General features: G+C 60.5%; 19 protein-coding genes. 14 read left to right on the forward strand and 5 right to left on the reverse strand.

Translation table 11 applies throughout. From position 1 onward, the window contains the following. Nucleotides 1-40 precede the first annotated feature (40 nt). From MXF20_RS03650 to MXF20_RS03665, 4 genes are all read left to right on the forward strand, one after another. Nucleotides 41-586, forward strand: coding sequence for a helix-turn-helix domain-containing protein (locus MXF20_RS03650; RefSeq protein WP_325967702.1), 546 nt, complete (start codon nucleotides 41-43; stop codon nucleotides 584-586). A gap of 97 nt (nucleotides 587-683) precedes the next feature. Beyond that, nucleotides 684-1,109: a MarR family winged helix-turn-helix transcriptional regulator gene (locus MXF20_RS03655; protein WP_325967703.1), complete on the forward strand. Its 426-nt coding sequence runs from the start codon at nucleotides 684-686 to the stop codon at nucleotides 1,107-1,109. A gap of 16 nt (nucleotides 1,110-1,125) precedes the next feature. Then, a complete protein-coding gene (locus tag MXF20_RS03660; protein ID WP_325967704.1) occupies nucleotides 1,126-1,680 on the forward strand; it encodes an isochorismatase family protein in 555 nt (184 codons plus the stop codon). 244 nt (nucleotides 1,681-1,924) lie between these two features. Next, complete coding sequence (locus tag MXF20_RS03665) at nucleotides 1,925-2,404, forward strand: DM13 domain-containing protein (protein ID WP_325967705.1); 480 nt, start codon at nucleotides 1,925-1,927, stop codon at nucleotides 2,402-2,404. Between the two features lie 35 nt (nucleotides 2,405-2,439). Here MXF20_RS03665 and pqqU read toward each other — a convergent pair whose 3' ends face one another. Beyond that, nucleotides 2,440-4,563, reverse strand: a complete 2,124-nt coding sequence (pqqU, locus tag MXF20_RS03670) for a TonB-dependent receptor PqqU (RefSeq protein WP_325967706.1) — start codon at nucleotides 4,561-4,563, stop codon at nucleotides 2,440-2,442. A 218-nt stretch (nucleotides 4,564-4,781) separates the two neighbouring features. Here pqqU and MXF20_RS03675 point away from each other — a divergent pair, with 218 nt between their 5' ends. Together MXF20_RS03675 and MXF20_RS03680 are read left to right on the forward strand one after the other, a co-directional pair. After that, complete coding sequence (locus MXF20_RS03675) at nucleotides 4,782-5,645, forward strand: NAD(P)-dependent oxidoreductase (RefSeq protein ID WP_325967707.1); 864 nt, start codon at nucleotides 4,782-4,784, stop codon at nucleotides 5,643-5,645. Beyond that, entirely contained in the window at nucleotides 5,646-6,428 is a 783-nt protein-coding gene (locus tag MXF20_RS03680) for a helix-turn-helix transcriptional regulator (RefSeq protein WP_325967708.1), read from the forward strand. Here the strand turns inward: MXF20_RS03680 and leuA are convergent. Continuing rightward, nucleotides 6,379-8,064, reverse strand: coding sequence for a 2-isopropylmalate synthase (leuA, locus tag MXF20_RS03685; RefSeq protein WP_325967709.1), 1,686 nt, complete (start codon nucleotides 8,062-8,064; stop codon nucleotides 6,379-6,381). The genes MXF20_RS03680 and leuA overlap by 50 nt on opposite strands. 133 nt (nucleotides 8,065-8,197) lie before the next feature. Further along, complete coding sequence (pspF, locus tag MXF20_RS03690; protein ID WP_325967710.1) at nucleotides 8,198-9,193, reverse strand: phage shock protein operon transcriptional activator; 996 nt, start codon at nucleotides 9,191-9,193, stop codon at nucleotides 8,198-8,200. 156 nt (nucleotides 9,194-9,349) lie between these two features. On the opposite strand from pspF, the gene pspA reads away from it, so the two are divergent. From pspA to tyrR, 7 genes are all read left to right on the forward strand, one after another. Next, nucleotides 9,350-10,015 (forward strand): phage shock protein PspA, encoded by a 666-nt coding sequence (gene pspA / locus MXF20_RS03695; RefSeq protein WP_325967711.1) that lies wholly within the window; start codon nucleotides 9,350-9,352, stop codon nucleotides 10,013-10,015. A gap of 57 nt (nucleotides 10,016-10,072) precedes the next feature. Beyond that, nucleotides 10,073-10,297 carry an envelope stress response membrane protein PspB gene (gene pspB / locus MXF20_RS03700; RefSeq protein WP_325967712.1) on the forward strand — a complete coding sequence of 75 codons (225 nt, stop codon included), beginning with the start codon at nucleotides 10,073-10,075 and terminating at the stop codon, nucleotides 10,295-10,297. After that, nucleotides 10,294-10,641, forward strand: coding sequence for an envelope stress response membrane protein PspC (gene pspC / locus MXF20_RS03705; RefSeq protein WP_058758492.1), 348 nt, complete (start codon nucleotides 10,294-10,296; stop codon nucleotides 10,639-10,641). Before pspB ends, pspC begins: the two co-directional genes overlap by 4 nt. Before the next feature lie 50 nt (nucleotides 10,642-10,691). Next, nucleotides 10,692-10,940, forward strand: coding sequence for a phage shock protein PspD (gene pspD / locus MXF20_RS03710; RefSeq protein WP_058769747.1), 249 nt, complete (start codon nucleotides 10,692-10,694; stop codon nucleotides 10,938-10,940). Further along, on the forward strand, nucleotides 10,921-12,318 hold the full coding sequence (locus MXF20_RS03715; protein ID WP_325967713.1) for a YcjX family protein: 1,398 nt from the start codon (nucleotides 10,921-10,923) through the stop codon (nucleotides 12,316-12,318). Before pspD ends, MXF20_RS03715 begins: the two co-directional genes overlap by 20 nt. Next, the gene (locus MXF20_RS03720; RefSeq protein WP_325967714.1) at nucleotides 12,315-13,388 is read left to right on the forward strand and encodes a YcjF family protein; all 1,074 of its coding nucleotides are present in this window, start codon (nucleotides 12,315-12,317) and stop codon (nucleotides 13,386-13,388) included. The genes MXF20_RS03715 and MXF20_RS03720 overlap by 4 nt, the downstream gene beginning before the upstream one ends. Before the next feature lie 213 nt (nucleotides 13,389-13,601). After that, a complete protein-coding gene (tyrR, locus tag MXF20_RS03725; RefSeq protein ID WP_325967715.1) occupies nucleotides 13,602-15,167 on the forward strand; it encodes a transcriptional regulator TyrR in 1,566 nt (521 codons plus the stop codon). 60 nt (nucleotides 15,168-15,227) lie between these two features. Here tyrR and tpx read toward each other — a convergent pair whose 3' ends face one another. Next, a complete protein-coding gene (gene tpx / locus MXF20_RS03730; protein ID WP_325967716.1) occupies nucleotides 15,228-15,731 on the reverse strand; it encodes a thiol peroxidase in 504 nt (167 codons plus the stop codon). 151 nt (nucleotides 15,732-15,882) lie between these two features. On the opposite strand from tpx, the gene ycjG reads away from it, so the two are divergent. Further along, the gene (ycjG, locus tag MXF20_RS03735; protein WP_325967717.1) at nucleotides 15,883-16,869 is read left to right on the forward strand and encodes an L-Ala-D/L-Glu epimerase; all 987 of its coding nucleotides are present in this window, start codon (nucleotides 15,883-15,885) and stop codon (nucleotides 16,867-16,869) included. On the opposite strand, the gene mpaA is transcribed toward ycjG, so the two are convergent. Beyond that, entirely contained in the window at nucleotides 16,838-17,551 is a 714-nt protein-coding gene (mpaA, locus tag MXF20_RS03740; RefSeq protein WP_325967718.1) for a murein tripeptide amidase MpaA, read from the reverse strand. The two genes, ycjG and mpaA, sit on opposite strands and share 32 nt — an antisense overlap. Nucleotides 17,552-17,651 lie beyond the last annotated feature (100 nt).

A 17,651-nucleotide genomic window follows, 5' to 3' on the forward strand; every position in this document is an offset into this window, starting at 1 on the left:
CACAAGTGGTACACTGCGCGCCCGCTTTTCAGGAGACTTCATGGAAAATCTGCATCAACACCTCAGTCAGGCGCTGAAGCAGCTGCGTCAGGCCAATGGCTGGAGCCTGACGCTGGCGGCGGCGCGCACCGGCGTGAGTAAAGCCATGCTCGGCCAGATTGAGCGCGGCGAGTCGAGCCCAACGATTGCCACGCTGTGGAAAATCGCCACCGGCTTTAATGTGCCGTTCTCCTTTTTTGTTCAGAGCGCTGCGCAGCCGTCGGGCGAGGTGGCGACTTTCAGCCAGCCCAATGCGCAAATGCAGGTGAGACCGCTGCTGCCGTATGACGCGCGTCTGCGCTTCGATCTGCTGGAAGTGACGCTGGCGGCGGGCGCGCAGAGCGATTCCTCCGCGCATGAAAGCGGAGTGATTGAGCAGGTGGTGGTGGTGGAAGGTGAGCTGTTGCTGGGCATGGCAGGCAGCTGGCGCCGTTTGCAGGCCGGCGAGGCCAGCCAGTTCGCCGCCGATCAGCCGCACAGCTACCGCAATCCGCTGGCGACGCCGTTGCGCTTTCATAGCCTGATTCACTACGTACAGCGCGGCTAAAGGGCGCACAGCGCGATCACAAATTGATACGAAGGCAAACTACACAGTTTACCTTCGTATTTATATACTCAGGCTTCATCAGTAAAGGAGAAGGGCGATGAGCGAGCTGATTAGTGCCGCTGCGGCATTACGCAGCATCAATGGCAAACTGATGCGCCGCCTGCGCGAATCGGCCCCGCCGGGCGATCTTACCTGGCCGCAGGTTTCGGTGCTGGGTTATCTGGTGCGCGACGGCGCGATGACGGTGACCGAGCTGGCCGCGCGCGAAGGTGTGCGCAGCCAGTCGATGAGCGCCACGGTCGCCAGCCTGCAGACGCTGGGGCTGGTACAGGGCGTAGCCGATGCGCAGGATGGCCGCAAAACCCGCTATCAGCCCACCGACGCCTGCCTGCAGCTTATTGCCAGCAATCGCGCGCAGCGTGACGACTGGCTGCTGCACAGCATCAGCAGCCAGCTCAACCCGCAGGAGCAGCAAACGCTGCTGGCCGCCATTCCCTTACTGCAACGACTCGCTGACCATTAATTTGAGAGGACTCACCATGGCTGTCACCACGTTAGATGCCAATACCGCCCTGATCATCATCGACCTGCAGCACGGCATCGTTCGCCTGCCGGTTACGCCGTTACCGCCGGAAGACGTGATTGCGCGCGCCGCGCAGCTGGCGCAGGCGTTTCGCGCGAAACAGCTGCCGGTTACGCTGGTCAACGTGGCGGGCGGCGCGCCGGGCCGCAATCAGCTGCCGCGCCACGATGCCGCGCTGCCGGCAGACTGGGCGGTGCTGGTGCCGGAAATGGCACCGCAGCCGGGTGATCTCAGCGTGACGAAAAAGACCTGGGGTGCCTTTCACAATACCGACCTGCATCAGCAGCTGCAGCAGCGTGGGGTAACGCAGGTGGTGGTGTGCGGCATTGCCACCAGTATTGGCGTGGAATCCACGGCGCGTCAGGCGTACGAGCTGGGTTATAACGTCACGCTGGCCACCGATGCGATGAGCTGCCTGAACGATGAAACCCACCGCAACAGCATTGAGCGCATCTTCCCGCGCCTCGGCGAAACCGGCACCACCGACGAAATTCTCGCTCTGCTGAACTGATCTTTCCCCTCCAGGGCTGGTGCTGCCGGCCCTGTTCTGCGCAACATCCTGCTGCAGCGCACCCTTGTGCGCGCCAGTTACATCGACACCGTTGAGAATTGGTTTCATCAGTGCTGGTTACTGTCACCGTATACACAGCAACACGGTAACCGATATTTAGCCTGGCCTTTACGATTTATAAACACCAGCGTGCAGCAGCAACAGCGTTAGCCGTAGCGCGCTCTTCTGCTGCCGGGAGGTAGGGATGCTAAAAAAATTAAACCTGCTTTATTTCATCGCCAGCCTGTTTTTTCTGGGCACCGGTATTACCTTAGGTCTGGTGCTGTCACCGTTAATTACCGCAGAAGTTAACGCCACGCAAAAAGAGGTTGATGTGGCGAAACAGCAGGCGCTGTATAGCGGCGAGTTCGATCGCCATCAGCCGGGCAGCGATGCGCTCTACTGGGCCAGCGGTAAGGTCTATCTGACTGACAACATTATTGCCTTTGAGGGGAAAATTGCCCCCGGGCCACACTATAAAATCTATCTGACGAAAACTCAGGCGTTCGATCAGCATTCATTTCTTAAAATAAAGCATCAGTCGGCGTTAATTGGCGATTTAAATAACTTTGGTGACTTTATTAAATCGCTGCCGGAAGGCGTCGATCCGCAGGAATATTGCGCGGTACAAATCTGGAGTGAGCAATTTTCTAAATTTGTCGGCTCGGCGCGTTACCGCACCTGAATCAGGCACCGACCTGCGTCGGCGCCCGTATTTAATTACTGGAAGGCATAGCTCAGCGTCAGGCCAACGCTGTAATTGCGCCCCGGTGCCGGTTCGTAGTAACGACCATTGCTTTCATTCACGATGACCGAGCCGATATAGTGACGATCCAGCAGGTTATCGACGCGACCAAACAGATCCAGCGTCCAGTTCTGCACCAGCCATTTATAGCCGCTGTTCAGTCCCACCACCGTATAGGCGGGCGCTTTGACATCATTCTGGTCGTTGGCCGCAATGTCGCTCAGGTAGCGCAGGTCGCCGCCAGCATACCAGCCTTGCTCCGGCGCATAGCCCAGCCCGGCATACGCCATGTTGCGCGCAATACCGGGAATGCGTTTGCCGTCACAGCTGTCGCTGCCGCAGGCGTTGCTACGGTAGCGCGCGTCGAGCAGCGTCCACGCCGCTTTCAGGTGCCAGTCATAGCCAAACTGCTGATCGAGCCCGAGCTCCAGGCCACGACGGCGCGTCTCACCGGCGTTTTTGTAACTGGTGCGGCCTTCGTAACTGCTGTCTGACACGATCTCGTTTTTAGTATCGGTCTGAAACAGCGCGGCGGTCAGCAGGCCGTTGCCGAGGCGTTTTTTGCTGCCCAGCTCAACGGTATTGCTGGTGGCCGGCTGCAGGTTGAGATTGAGCCCGGCCTGATCCGCCGCGCGGTAGGAGAGTTCATTGAGCGTCGGCGTTTCAAAGCCGCGACCGGCGGAAACATAGGCATTCCAGCCCTCGTCAATCGCGTATTTGAGCGAGGCCGCAGGCAGCCAGCGGTGGTAGCGGCGATTGCCGCTGTCATCCGGATCGCTGGCAGTCACGTAATTGTCGTTAGCATCGAAATTGACCGTACTGAAACGCACGCCGGCGTCCAGCGACCAGCGATCGCTCAGCTGCCACGCGGTCTGCAGATAGGGATCGAGGTTCCACATCAGGTTGCGCTCGTTGCGGCGCAGTTCACCCTGCACACCGTAATCGGTCGCGCCGTCACTGCGCGTGAAGTTCTGATAGCCTTTGCGCTTCTCGCTCATGGTCTCATAGTCGAGGCCGCCGGTCAGGGTCACCGGCAGCGTCAACAGCGTCGCGCGGTGCGTCCAGCGGGTATCAATGCCCTGATAGTGGCGCGACAGCGATATGACACCGCCGGGATAGCCGGGTTTCAGCTGGGTCGCCAGCGGGATGGACTGATACTGAGTGGTTTCACGCTCGCCGGCATAGAGCATCACGCTGAGATCGTCGTTATCGCTCATCTGGCGCTGGTAATGCAGACCGGCCTGGGTCTGATCAACGGTTTTGCGCGCGTTGTACAGCGTGACGTTGCTGGCCACCTGGCGCGGATTCGCACGCCACTGATCCGGCGTCAGGCCGCCCGGATCCTGCGCTTCAACGTGTACGCTGTTGAACAGCAGCGTCAGGGTACTGACATCGTCAATGCGCACGCCCAGTCTGGCATTGCCGAGGTTCTTCTGCGCGGCGCTGTGGTCGCGATAGCCGTGCGTGGTGAAGCGCGAGGCGGAAAGCGTATAGTCAACGTCGCCGGCGTGGCTGCCATCACCGGTGGCACCGCTCGCTTTCACACTGTTGCGCCAGCTGCCGTAACTGCCGTACCAGCTGCTCGCTTCCAGCGTGGTCGGCTGCTGGCCGCGCTGGGTTTCCACGTTGATCACGCCGCCCGATGCATTGCCGTACAGCGCGGAGAACGGGCCGCGCAGCACTTCCACGCGATCGATGGAACCAATATCAATATTTGAGGTTTGCCCCTGGCCATCTGGCATGCTGGCCGGAATGCCGTCGACGTACATTCTGATGCCACGCACGCCGAAGGTGGAACGCGAGCCAAAGCCGCGCACCGAAATCTGCAGGTCCTGTGCATAATTTTGTCTGTTTTGAATTTGCAGACCGGGCACGCTGGTGAGGTTTTCTGACAGGTTAACGCGCGGTGCGGCGTGGCGCATATCGTCACCGCTGACGACGCTGACCGCCGCCGGGGTATCCAGTTCGGAGAGTCCACTGGCCGCGGGCGCGGCGCTGACCACCAGGGTATTGCTGGCATTGTCCGCCGCCAGCAGCGGCAGCGGCAGGAGTGCAGGCAGCATCAGCAACGGTACCTGTCGCAAAAGAGCAATTTTCATTTTAATAAACCGTAAAAAAGACGTGAAATGAACCAATCCGGACATTTAGCGCGCGTATGTTAATCGTTTTAGCGCGGGTTTGAAAAGCGTTAATAGTATGGCTGAACCCTGTTAATTGTGGCGTGAAAAATGTCCTTTCACCGCACCTCTGGCCTGGCTGTCCGCGAGAAATTCTGTCAGTGTGATCGTTTTGCCTGCGGTCAGAAGAAGGAAAAACCATGAGTCAGCAACCTGTTGTAGCGGTACTGGGATTAGGCGCGATGGGGCACGCATTTGCCGCCAATCTGTTGAAGAAGGGTTTTAGCGTGCGCGGCTGGAACCGCACGCGTGCCAAAGGGGAAGATCTGGAGGCCGCAGGCCTGATGCTGAGCGACAGCGCCGCGCAGGCCGTGGAAGGTGCAGACGTGGTGATCGCCATGCTGGCGGACGGTGACACCACACGCGCGACGCTTAAAGCGGTGCAGGGTGCGCTGCAGCAGGGCGCAACCGTGGCGCAGATGGGCACCATCGGCGTGGAAGCAACCGACGCGCTGATCGCAGAACTGGCCGCTGCACGCCCGGACGTGGTGTTTATTGATGCGCCGGTCTCCGGTACCAAAGCACCGGCGGAGAACGCGCAGATTCTGGTGATGGCCAGCGGCGATCGGCAGCGCGCCCAGGCGGCGGAGCAGGTGTTTGCCGCGATTGGTAAAGGAACACAGTGGCTGGGGGCCGCCGGCGCCAGCTCGCGCATGAAGCTGGTGGTGAATAGCTGGCTGATTGGCCTGATGCAGAGCCTCGCCGAAAGCACCCGGCTGGCAGAGCAGTTCGGTTTCACCACCGACGATTTCTGGCAGGTGCTGGAAGGCGGTCCGCTGGCCGCGCCTTACGCCAAAATGAAACTCGGCATGATTGCCAGTGGTGACTTCACGCCGCAGATGCATCTGGTCTGGGCGCTGAAAGATGCCCGGCTGGCGCTGGACGCAGCTGGCGACGCTTCTCTGCCGGCACTGGAAAACATCGTCGATGTCTGGCAGCAGGCGGTCGATGCCGGTTATGGCGAGCAGGATCTGGCGGCGGTTTATCAGTACCTGAAACGCTAAATGAGTCAGCGGCTCGACTTTGACTTCTCGCAGCGTCCGCTGGTGCCGTATGCGCATGATTACGCGCACGGCGACGCGGAGCCGTGGCACTATCACCACTGCGCGCAGCTGATACATACTTTGAGCGGCGTGGTGAAAGTGGAAACGCAACACGGCAGCTGGATTGTGCCGCCGAGCCGCGGCGTGTGGCTGCCGGCCGGCACGCGTCATGCGCTGCACATCGTTGGCAGCGTGGCGGCGCGCACGTTGTTTGTCGACCCGCTGGCGCGCGCCGATCTGCCTGCCAGCTGTCAGGTGGTGCAGATATCGCCGCTGCTGCGGGAGCTGATTGTCAGCGCGCTCACGCTGCCGGAGCATTACGCGTCTGGCAGTCGCGCCGAGCGAATTTACGAGCTGATTCTCGATGAAATTCGCGTGATGGACGTGCTGCCGTTTGGCCTGCCGCTGCCGCACAGTGAACGGCTGCTGGCGCTGTGCCAGCAGATTCAGCAGGCCCCGGGCGAGAGCTGGACGCTGGCGCGTGCGGCGGCACAGCTGTGCGTGGCGGAGCGGACGCTGGCGCGCCATTTCAGTCGTGAAACCGGTCTGCAGTTCAGCGACTGGCTGCGGCGCGCCCGGCTGAGCGTGGCGCTGACCCGGCTGGCACAGGGCGATACGGTGTTGGCCGTGGCGCTCGATCTCGGCTATGACAGCCCGAGCGCCTTCAGCGCCATGTTCCGCCGCGTGCTGGGCGTTACGCCGGCGAACTACTTTCCGGCGGCAGAAAAGCGCCCGCCGCGTTAAGCAATGCCTGCAGCGAGGCGCGCGTCACGTCATTATCAATACCCACGCCCCACGCACGCTCGCCACGCGGCGTGATGCAGCTGATATAGCACACCGAACGGCTGTCGCTGCGTTTGCCCAGCGTGTGTTCATGGTAATCCTCAATGGTCACCGCCAGATCGTAGCGCTGGCGCAGCGCGGCCACCGCCGCTGACAGCAGCCCGTTGCCGCGACCTTCCAGCGTCAGTTGCCGCGCGCCGTGCTGCAGGTGCGCTTTGATCCGCGTCTCGCCCTGATCATCGCTATGGCTCTCCGCCTGCAGCAGGCGGCACAGCGGCTGCTGCAGGCCGTACTGCTGACAGAACAGCTGCCACAGCGCGTGGTGCGTCATCTCCTGGCCGTGAGCATCGGTCTGCTGCTGCACGCAGCAGCTGAAATCCTGCTGCAGGCCGCGCGGCAGTTGCAACCCGTGATTTTGCTCCAGCAGCCAGGCGGCACCGCCTTTGCCGGACTGGCTATTCACGCGGATCACCGCTTCATAGCTGCAGCCGATGTCCAACGGATCGAGCGGCAGATAAGGCATCTGCCAGATCGCTTCGTGACGCGCACTGCGTTCGGCAAAGCCTTTGCGAATCGCATCCTGATGCGAGCCGGAGAAGGCGGTAAACACCAGTTCCCCGGCGTAAGGATGGCGCGGATGCACCGGCAGCTGGTTACAGCGCGTCACCACTTCCAGCACCGCTTGCATGTCGCTAAAGTCCAGCTCAGGCGACACGCCCTGGGTATACAGGTTCAGCGCCAGCGTCACCAGATCGACATTGCCGGTGCGCTCGCCGTTACCAAACAGGCAGCCCTCAACGCGATCGGCCCCGGCCAGCAGCGCCAGCTCGGCGCAGGCGATGCCGGTACCGCGATCGTTATGCGGATGCACGCTGATGGTCACCTGCGAGCGCTGGCTGAAGTGGCGACAGAAATACTCAATCTGGTCGGCATAGACGTTGGGCGTGTTGACTTCCACCGTGGCGGGCAGGTTGATGATCATTGGCCGCTGCGGTCCCGGCTGCCAGATGGCGGCGACCGCTTCACAGATTTCCAGCGCGAATTCCGGCTCGGTAAAGCAGAAGGTTTCCGGCGAGTACTGAAAGGTCCAGCGCGTGGCGGGTTGGGCCGCACAGCGCGCGCGGATTTGCCGTGCGGCGGCGCAGGCCAGTTCGATGATTTCAGCTTTGCTCTGACGAAACACGCGCTCACGGAACAGCGGCGCGGTGGCGTTATACAGATGGATAATCGCCTGCGGCACGTCACGCAGCGCTGCAAAGGTGCGATCGATTAAATCGCTGCGCGCCTGCGTTAACACCTGAATAGTGACGTCGTGGGGAATATGCTGCTGTTCAATCAGCAGGCGCACAAAATCAAAATCGGTTTGCGAAGCGGCGGGAAACGCCACTTCAATCTCTTTAAAGCCGCAGCGCAGCAGCAGCAGCCAGAATGCTAATTTGCGCGCACTGTCCATTGGCGTAGCCAGCGCCTGATTGCCATCGCGCAAATCGGTTGAGAGCCAGCGCGGCGTGTGCGTGAGCTGGCGTGACGGCCACTGGCGATCCGGCAGGTTAATCACGGGCCACGGGCGATATTTTTCAGCAGGTTGAGTCAGCATGGGGGTCTCCTTGAGGTCTGCCTGTAGTCTGCAGTAACCTGCCGGATGCGGCTCACGCATAGCTGACAATCCGGCGTGCAAAACTGACAGCTGCCCGCGCGCGGGACATTCAAAGATTCCCGTCAGATAATCCCTACTGTGATTCGATGCCGTGCTTTTTCATCATCGCCCGCAGCTGGTGATAAGTGACGCGCAACAGTTCGGCGGCGCGGCGCTGGTTGTATCTGGCCTGCTGCAGGCTGGCTTCGACCAGTTCGCGCTCCTGCTGGTTCTGCCACTGGCGTAAATCCAGCGGCAGCGCCGGCAGGGCGCTTGCACGCTGTTCTGCTTCCGCTTCCGTTATCGCAGGGGCGCTGCGCGGCGCAAACGGATTGATGATGATGTTGTCGAGCGGCTGTTCGGTGCTGTGATGACGGTATACCGAGCGCTCCACCACGTTTTTCAGTTCACGCACGTTACCCGGCCAGCTGTGCTGCAACAGGGTGAGCTGAGCGCGCTCGCTAAAGCCGGGAAACAGCGCCAGGCCAAGCTCGCGACACATCTGAATGGCGAAATGCTCGGCCATCACCAGGATATCGCTGCGGCGCTCGCGCAATGGCGGCAGCTGGACGACATCGAACGCGAGGCGATCGAGCAGGTCGGCACGGAAACGACCGGCGGCGGCCAGCGCGGGCAGATCCTCGTTGGTGGCGCACACCAGCCGCACGTTAACCTGCAGCGACTGATTGCCGCCAACGCGTTCCAGCTGACCATACTCAATCACGCGCAGCAGCTTTTCCTGCACCAGCATCGGCGCGGTGGCCAGCTCATCCAGAAACAGCGTGCCGCCATCGGCGCGCTCAAAGCGGCCGAGATGGCGCTTCTGGGCGCCGGTAAAGGCCCCGGCTTCATGGCCGAACAGCTCGGAATCCAGCAGGTTTTCATTGAGCGCGGCGCAGTTGAGTGAAATAAACGGCCCCTGCCAGCGGTCGGAAAGATAATGCAGGCGGCTGGCGATCAGCTCTTTACCGGTACCGCGTTCGCCAATCACCAGCACCGGTTTCTCCAGCGGTGCCAGTTTTGACACCTGCTCCAGCACCTCTAAAAAATTATTCGATTCGCCCAGCAGATTATCTTTGCCGTTAGCCATGATGAAATTCGCCACCGATTAATCAATTTCACTACCTTAACGGATTACGTAGCGGGTGTAAAACAGTCAAAGCCAATAAAATCAGTAAATTAAAAACTGGCACGCATCTTGTATTAGCTATGAGCGTAAAGACATGACAACCAGAGGAACATCATTATGGGTATTTTTTCTCGTTTCGCCGATATCGTGAACGCTAACATCAACTCGCTGCTGGAGCGCGCCGAAGATCCGCAGAAACTGGTACGCCTGATGATTCAGGAAATGGAAGACACGCTGGTGGAAGTGCGTTCCACCTCGGCCCGCGCGCTGGCGGAAAAGAAACAGCTGCTGCGCCGTATTGAACAGGCCGAAGTTCAGCAGGCTGAATGGCAGGAAAAAGCCGAGCTGGCGCTGAGTAAAGAGAAAGAAGATTTAGCCCGTTCGGCGCTGATTGAGAAACAGAAGCTGACCGACCTGATCGCTGCGTTGCAGCAGGAAGCCAGCCACGTTGAAGAGACGCTGGAGCGCATGAAAGGCGAGATTGGCGAGCTGGAGAAAAAACTCAGCGAAACCCGCGCCCGCCAGCAGGCGCTGACGCTGCGTCACCAGGCGGCTTCATCGTCACGCGATGTGCGTCGTCAGCTCGACAGCGGCAAGCTGGATGAGGCGATGGCACGCTTCGAATCGTTTGAACGTCGCATCGATCACATGGAAGCGGAAGCGGAAAGCCAGCGCTTCGGTAAAAGCAAAACGCTGGACCAGCAGTTTGCCGATCTGAAAGCCGATGACGAAATCAGCCAGCAGCTGGCCGCGCTGAAAGCCAAAATGAACCGCAGCGAGTGATCGCCCCGGGCCCGCTAACGGGCCCGGATTGCCGGGTGTACTGAAAAAGGAGAGTCAATGAGCGCACTATTTCTGGCCATACCATTAACGATCTTCGTGCTTTTTGTGGCACCGATCTGGTTATGGCTGCACTACAGCAACAAACGCAACGGCGGGGAGCTTTCGTCCGGTGACCTGCAGCGCCTGCAGCAGCTGACGCAGGAAGCGCGCCGCATGCGTGACCGGGTCGAGGCGCTGGAAGCGATCCTCGATGCCGAACACCCGAACTGGAGGCAGCCATGATGAACGGACGCAAACTGTGGCGTATTCCGCAGCAGGGCAAAGTGCGCGGCGTGTGTGCCGGGCTGGCCGAATACCTCGATATTCCGGTGCGCCTGCTGCGTGTCATTGTGGTGCTGTCACTGTTTTTCGGTCTGTTTATGATCACCGTGACCGCCTATTTTATCCTCGGCTACGTGCTGGACGAAAAGCCGCTGGACGCGCCGTCAGAACGCACGCCAACGGCACGCGAACTGCTGGATGAGCTGGAAAACACGCTCACCGCCGATGAGCGTAACGTACGCGATATCGAGCGTTACGTGACCTCAGAAACCTTCAGCGTACGCAGCCGTTTTCGTCAGATTTAATTGCTGTCGCGGGCCCGCCAGCGGGTCCGCGTCTCTACTGGAGAGGCGCTATGCATACGCAACGTTTTACTGCTCTGCGCCGCCGCGCAACGCCTGCGTTGAAGTCGGCGGGAAAATTCATCATCATCAGTGCAGTAACCTATGCGCCCGGCGGCCTGGCCGGCTGGGCAGTGAAATCGGTGGCGCGCCGTCCGCTGCGCCTGTTGCTGGCGGCCGCCCTGGAACCGTTGCTGAGCAAGGCATTTAACCGCCTGTCAGCACGTTTCATCAGGGAGAGCGATGAAAAGACTGCAAAATGAATTGATGGGGCTGATGAACCGCGGCGTGGATCGCCATCTGCGCCTCGCTGTCACCGGCCTGAGCCGCAGCGGCAAAACCGCGTTTATCACCTCGCTGGTTAACCAGCTGCTCAATGTCCACAGCGGCGCGCGTTTGCCGCTGTTTTCCGTGGTACGCGAAGAGCGGCTGCTGGGCGTCAAACGCGTGCCGCAACGTGAACTGGGCACGCCGCGCTTTACCTATGACGAAGGCCTGGCCCAGCTGTACGGCACGCCGCCGGTGTGGCCAACGCCAACGCGCGGCGTCAGCGAGATGCGTCTGGCGCTGCGCTACCGCCCGGATCAATCCCTGCTGCGCCACTTCAAAGACACCGCCACGCTGTACCTCGAAATTGTCGATTATCCCGGCGAGTGGCTGCTGGATCTGCCGATGCTGGCGCAGGATTATCTCAGCTGGTCACGCCAGATGGTCGGCCTGCTGCAGGGCGATCGTCAGCAGTGGGCGGCGCGCTGGCACAGCCTGTGCGCCGATCTCGATCCGTTCGCGCCCGCCGATGAAAACCGCCTGGCGGAGATCGCCGCGGCCTGGACCGACTACCTGCATCAGTGCAAAACCGAAGGATTGCACTTCATCCAGCCGGGCCGTTTCGTGTTGCCCGGCGACATGGCTGGCGCGCCCGCCCTGCAGTTTTTCCCGTGGCCCAATGGAGATGAACAGCAGGCCGGTAAGCTGCTGCAGGCGCCGGCCGGCAGCAATTTCGCCATGCTGCAGCAGCGTTTTCACTATTACTGTCAGCATGTGGTGAAAGGTTTCTATAAAAATCACTTCCTGCGCTTCGATCGCCAGATTGTGCTGGTCGATTGCCTGCAGCCGCTCAACAGCGGACCGCAGGCGTTCAATGATATGCGGCTGGCGCTGACCCAGCTGATGCAAAGTTTTCACTATGGCCAGCGCACGCTGTTCCGCCGGCTGTTTTCACCGGTGATCGATAAGCTGCTGTTTGCCGCCACCAAGGCCGATCACATTACTGCCGATCAGCACGCCAATATGGTGTCGCTGCTGCAGCAGCTGGTGCAGGACGCGTGGCAGAATGCCGCGTTCGAAGGCATCAGCATGGATTGTCTGGGGCTGGCGTCGGTGCAGGCCACCGAGAGCGGGCTGGTGGATCATCGCGGGGAAAAACTGCCGGCGCTGCGCGGTCATCGCCTCGCTGACGGCGAACCGCTGACCTTTTACCCGGGCGAAGTGCCGCCGCGCCTGCCGGGCAACAGCTTCTGGCAGCAGCAGGGGTTTCAGTTTGAACAGTTCCGGCCGCAGCAGCTTGACGTCGATCGGCCGTTGCCGCATATCCGCATGGATGCTGCGCTGGAATTTTTACTGGGAGATAAATTGCGATGAGCGACGAAACGCCACTCAAACCACGGATAGATTTTGCCCGCCCGTTGCAGGAGCCGGCGGAGCCAATACTGCGCGCAGCACACACCTTTAGCGCTGATGCGCAACAGGGTTTTCTGGTGACGCCCGACGCGGAGCCGCTGGAAGAGGGTGCCGGCGAGAAAGTGGTGGAAGCCGCGCTGCGGCCGAAGCGTAGCCTGTGGCGCAAAATGGTGGGCGTCGGGCTGGGCATTTTTGGCATCAGCGTGGTGGCGCAGGGCGCCCAGTGGCTGCACGATGCCTGGCTGACGCGCGACTGGTTTGCGCTGGGTAGCGGCGTGGCCGGTGGGCTGATTGTCGCCGCCGGCGCGGGCGCGCTGATCGGCGAATGGCGTCGGCTGTATCGTCTGCGTCAGCGGGCGGAAGAGCGTGACGTGGGCCGTGAACTGCTGACCAGTCACGACATCGGCAAAGGCCGGGCGTTCTGTGAAAAGCTGGCGCGTCAGGCGCAGCTGGATCAGGCGCATCCGGCACTGCAGCGCTGGCACGCGGCGCTGCATGAAACCCACAACGATCGCGAAATTGTCACCCTGTATGCGCAACTGGTGCAGCCGGTGCTGGATAGCCAGGCACGGCGCGAAATTAGCCGTCACGCGGCAGAATCGACGCTGATGATTGCCGTCAGCCCGCTGGCGCTGGTCGACATGGCGTTTATCGCCTGGCGCAACCTGCGGTTGGTGAACCGCATTGCGGCCATCTACGGCATTGAACTCGGCTACTTCAGCCGCATCCGGCTGTTCCGGCTGGTGCTGCTGAATATGGCGTTTGCCGGAGCGTCAGAGCTGGTGCGCGAAGTCGGTATGGACTGGATGTCGCAGGATATCGCCGCGCGTCTCTCGGCGCGTGCGGCGCAGGGCATCGGTGCCGGGCTGCTCACCGCCCGGCTGGGGATCAAAGCCATGGAATTGTGTCGCCCGCTGCCGTGGCTGGCGGAGGACAAACCGCGGCTGGGTGATTTCCGTCGCGAGTTAATTGGCCAGCTTAAAGAATCGCTGGCCAATAGCGGTGATAAAGCAGGTCAGGCTGCTAAATAATCTCACCTTGTCTGCCTTTCACGCTGCCGACGGCGTGAAAGGTAAAATTATCTGTGTCAGCGGTGACTTCTGACGGGATTATTGTTGGTTGTTCCGCTACACTTCTTTCCGTCACCTGCCTCAGAGTGTCAACTTTTCATGACAGAACCCTTCTGAGGCGCTGCAAGTTAGCGTATTATCTCTAAAATCAAAACCTGACTAAGGCTCATCGCAATGCGTTTGGAAGTTTTCTGCCAGGACCGCATCGGTCTGGCGCGCGAGCTACTCGACCTGCTGGTTGCCCGTAATATTGACCTGCGCGGCATCGAAATTGCCTCGCTGGGCCGCATCTACCTTAACTTTTCTGCGCTGGAATTTGACGCGTTCAGCAACCTGATGGCGGAGATTCGCCGTACACCGGGCGTGACAGACGTTCGCACCGTGTCATTCATGCCGTCGGAGCGTGAACACCGCGCGCTGAGTGCGCTGCTGGTGGCGATGCCCGAGCCGGTGTTCTCCATCGACCTGAAAGGCAAAGTCGAACTGGCGAATCCGGCGGCGCAAAACCTGTTTAACCTCGACGAACAGAAGATTCGTAACCAGAACGCCGGCACACTGATTGCCGGATTCAATTTCCAGCGCTGGCTGGAGAATGAACGCGTAGACGCCCAGGCGCAGCATGTGGTGATCCACGGGCGTGATTTTCTTATGGAAGCGCGGCCGATCTACCTGGCGCAGGAAGATGAGCAGAACGACCAGCCGGTGGGGGCGATGATCACCCTGAAATCCACCGCGCGCATGGGCCGCCAGCTGCAGAATCTCAGCGTCACCGATGATTCCGAATTCGATCACATCGTGGCGGTGACGCCGAAAATGCGTCAGGTGATCGAGCAGGCGCGCAAGCTGGCGATGCACGATGCGCCGCTGCTGATTGTCGGCGACACCGGCACCGGCAAAGACATGCTGGCGCGCGCCTGCCATCTGCGCAGCGCGCGCGGCAAAAAGCCATTCCTGGCGCTGAACTGCGGATCGATCCCGGATGATGTCGCTGAGAGCGAACTGTTTGGTCACGCGGCGGGTGCGTATCCCAACGCGCTGGAAGGCAAGAAGGGCTTCTTTGAGCAGGCGAACGGCGGCTCGGTGCTGCTGGATGAAATCGGCGAGATGTCGCCGCGCATGCAGACCAAACTGCTGCGCTTCCTGAACGATGGCACCTTCCGCCGCGTCGGCGAGGATCATGAAGTGCATGTGGATGTGCGCGTGATCTGCGCCACGCAAAAGAACCTGATTGAGCTGGTGCAGCGCGGCGAGTTCCGTGAAGACCTGTTCTATCGCCTGAACGTGCTGACGCTGAATCTGCCGCCGCTGCGCGAACGTCCGCTGGATATTCTGCCGCTCACCGAAATGTTTGTGGCGCGCTTCGCGGATGAGCAGGGGCTGCCGCGCCCGCGTCTGTCACCGCAGCTGACGCCGTTCCTGACGCGCTATAACTGGCCGGGCAACGTGCGCCAGCTGAAAAATGCGCTGTACCGCGCGCTGACGCAGCTGGAGGGCCATGAGTTGCGTCCACAGGATATCGTGCTGCCGGAGCAGGCGCTGGATGTGTCGCTGGGCGAAGAGGCGATGGAAGGGTCACTGGATGAAATCACCAGCCGTTTTGAACGTTCTGTGCTGACGCGGCTTTATCTGTCGTATCCCAGCACGCGCAAGCTGGCGAAACGCCTTGGGGTGTCACACACCGCGATAGCCAACAAGCTGCGCGAATATGGTCTCGGCCAGAAACGCAGCGAAAACGAATAATCCGCGTTATGCATGAAAAAGCCGTCTGTTCCAGACGGCTTTTTTTTATCAGCAGTAGCCTTACTTCAGCGCGGCCAGTGCCGCTTCATAGTTTGGCTCTTCGGTGATTTCATTCACCAGCTCGCTGTACAGCACTTTGTCGTTTTCATCCAGCACCACCACGGCGCGAGCGGTCAGGCCTTTCAGCGGGCCATCGGCAATTGCAACGCCGTAAGCTTCAATGAATTCTGCACCGCGCAGCGTGGACAGCGTGACCACATTGTTGACGTTCTCGGCACCGCAGAAGCGCGACTGCGCAAACGGCAGATCGGCAGAGATGCACAGCACCACGGTGTTATCAGCTTCGCCGGAACGCTCGTTGAATTTGCGCACCGATGCGGCGCACACGCCGGTATCAATGCTCGGGAAAATGTTCAGAACTTTGCGTTTGCCTGCATACTGAGAAAGGGACACATCACTGAGATCTTTCGCCACCAGGTTGAACGGTTTTGCCTGCTCGCCAGCCTGCGGGAAGTGGCCGGCAACCGGCACCGGATTGCCCTGAAAGTGAACATTCTGCGACATACAATTTCCTTTTAACGATGAAATATCTGGCGTTAACCCCACCAGAACAGGTATAGCGTTTGTTTATGACATAAATTTTAAGGGTTTACGAGCCTAATTCAACGTGGAACCGCACCAGCACGTTATGACGTCATGGATCTGAGGAGAAAGCATGAGAACAGTGAAAAGTTATCCGGAAGCCTGGCCGCTGCACTCGCCGTTTGTGATTTCGCGCGGCAGCCGCACCGAGGCGCACGTGGTGGTGGTGGAGATCGAACAGGATGGCATCAAAGGCATTGGCGAAGCCACGCCGTACGCCCGCTATGGCGAAAGTGAAGCCTCGGTGCTGGAGCAAATTGCGTCACAGCTCGCTGCGTTACAAAACGGCATGACGCGGGCGGCGCTGCAACAGGCGTTGCCCGCTGGCGCCGCGCGTAATGCGATTGATTGTGCCCTGTGGGATCTGGAGCGCCAGCAGCAGCGCACCAGCCTGGCGGCGCTATGTGAGGCGGTGCCGGCACCGGAGATCGTCACGGCCCATACCGTCAGCATTGATACGCCGGAAGCGATGGCCAGCAGCGCGCTGGCGCTGTGGCAGCACGGTGCGCGCCTGCTGAAAATTAAGCTGGATAACCATCTGATCAGCGAGCGGCTGGTGGCGATCCGCAGTGCGGTGCCGGACGCCACGCTGATCGTCGATGCTAATGAGTCCTGGCAGGCAGAAGGGCTGGCGGCACGCTGCCAGCTGCTGGCCGATTTACAGGTGGCGATGCTGGAGCAGCCGCTGCCTGCCGCGCAGGATGCGGCACTGGCCCATTTTATCCATCCGCTGCCGATCTGTGCGGATGAAAGCTGCCACACGCGCGACAGTCTGGCAGCGCTGCAGGGACGCTATGACATGGTCAACATCAAACTGGATAAAACCGGTGGGCTGACGGAAGCACTGGCGCTGGCCACGGCAGCGCGCGCACAGGGGTTTGCCATCATGCTGGGCTGTATGCTGTGTACCTCGCGCGCTATTCGCGCTGCGCTGCCGTTAACGCCGCAGGCCCGGTATGCCGATCTCGACGGTCCGACGTGGCTGGCGGCCGACGTGGAACCGTCGCTGCACTTCTCACACGGCGTGCTTAAGACAACGGCTGCCAGCGCAGCAGGTTAATCATCGCGTCCAGATACACTTCGGTGGCGTCGTCCACCGAAATGGCCGGCATCTCGGCGGTAATGCAGGGCAGGCTGAGATCGTCGCACCAGCTGCCAAACGACCCCGGCGTGGCATAACCCACGCTGCTCACCACCGGCAGACCGGTTTGCTCCGCCAGCCAGCTGGCGAGCGGGCTATGGTGCGGATCGTCAATACAGGCCAGCGGCTCGTGCCACGACACCACCCAGCGCGGCTGAATACGATGAATCAGCTGACACAACGCGGCAGTTTCCGGCTCCGACGCCGGTGCCGTACCGGTCGACAGCACCACATCGCGCGCGTCGGCCACGCTGTTCCAGCGATAGACGGTATCGCCCGCTTGCCAGTTGGCGGCAGGAAAGTTGCGATTGAGATCGACGCCGTTGACATTGGCGCGCAGCCCGAGCTGACAGCCGTCCGGATTAACCGCCAGAATTACATGATGACGGCGCAGCGTATCCGGTAGCGTACGCATGGCGGCAGAGAGCGTAGCCACCGCTGCATTTTCATCGCCGTGCGTGCCGGCAATAATCAGCCCGCTGTCAGCATCGGCAGCCGGTGCCGGAAACCACAGCAGCGGCGCACCCAGCACCGACTGTCCATATTGTTGCCAGACGGCGTCCAGCTTGCCGCGCAGCGGGCGCGGGTGGTGTGTCGACATATCCTTCCTCTCAGTAATGCGCCGGTTCAGCGGCCAAAATTGTGAGCTGTAATCCAGCCTCAACATAACGGTAAACAGCAGGCGGGGAAATAGCTATTTA

The sequence above is a fragment of the Pantoea dispersa genome, from assembly GCF_035783935.1.
Classification (GTDB): domain Bacteria; phylum Pseudomonadota; class Gammaproteobacteria; order Enterobacterales; family Enterobacteriaceae; genus Pantoea; species Pantoea dispersa_C.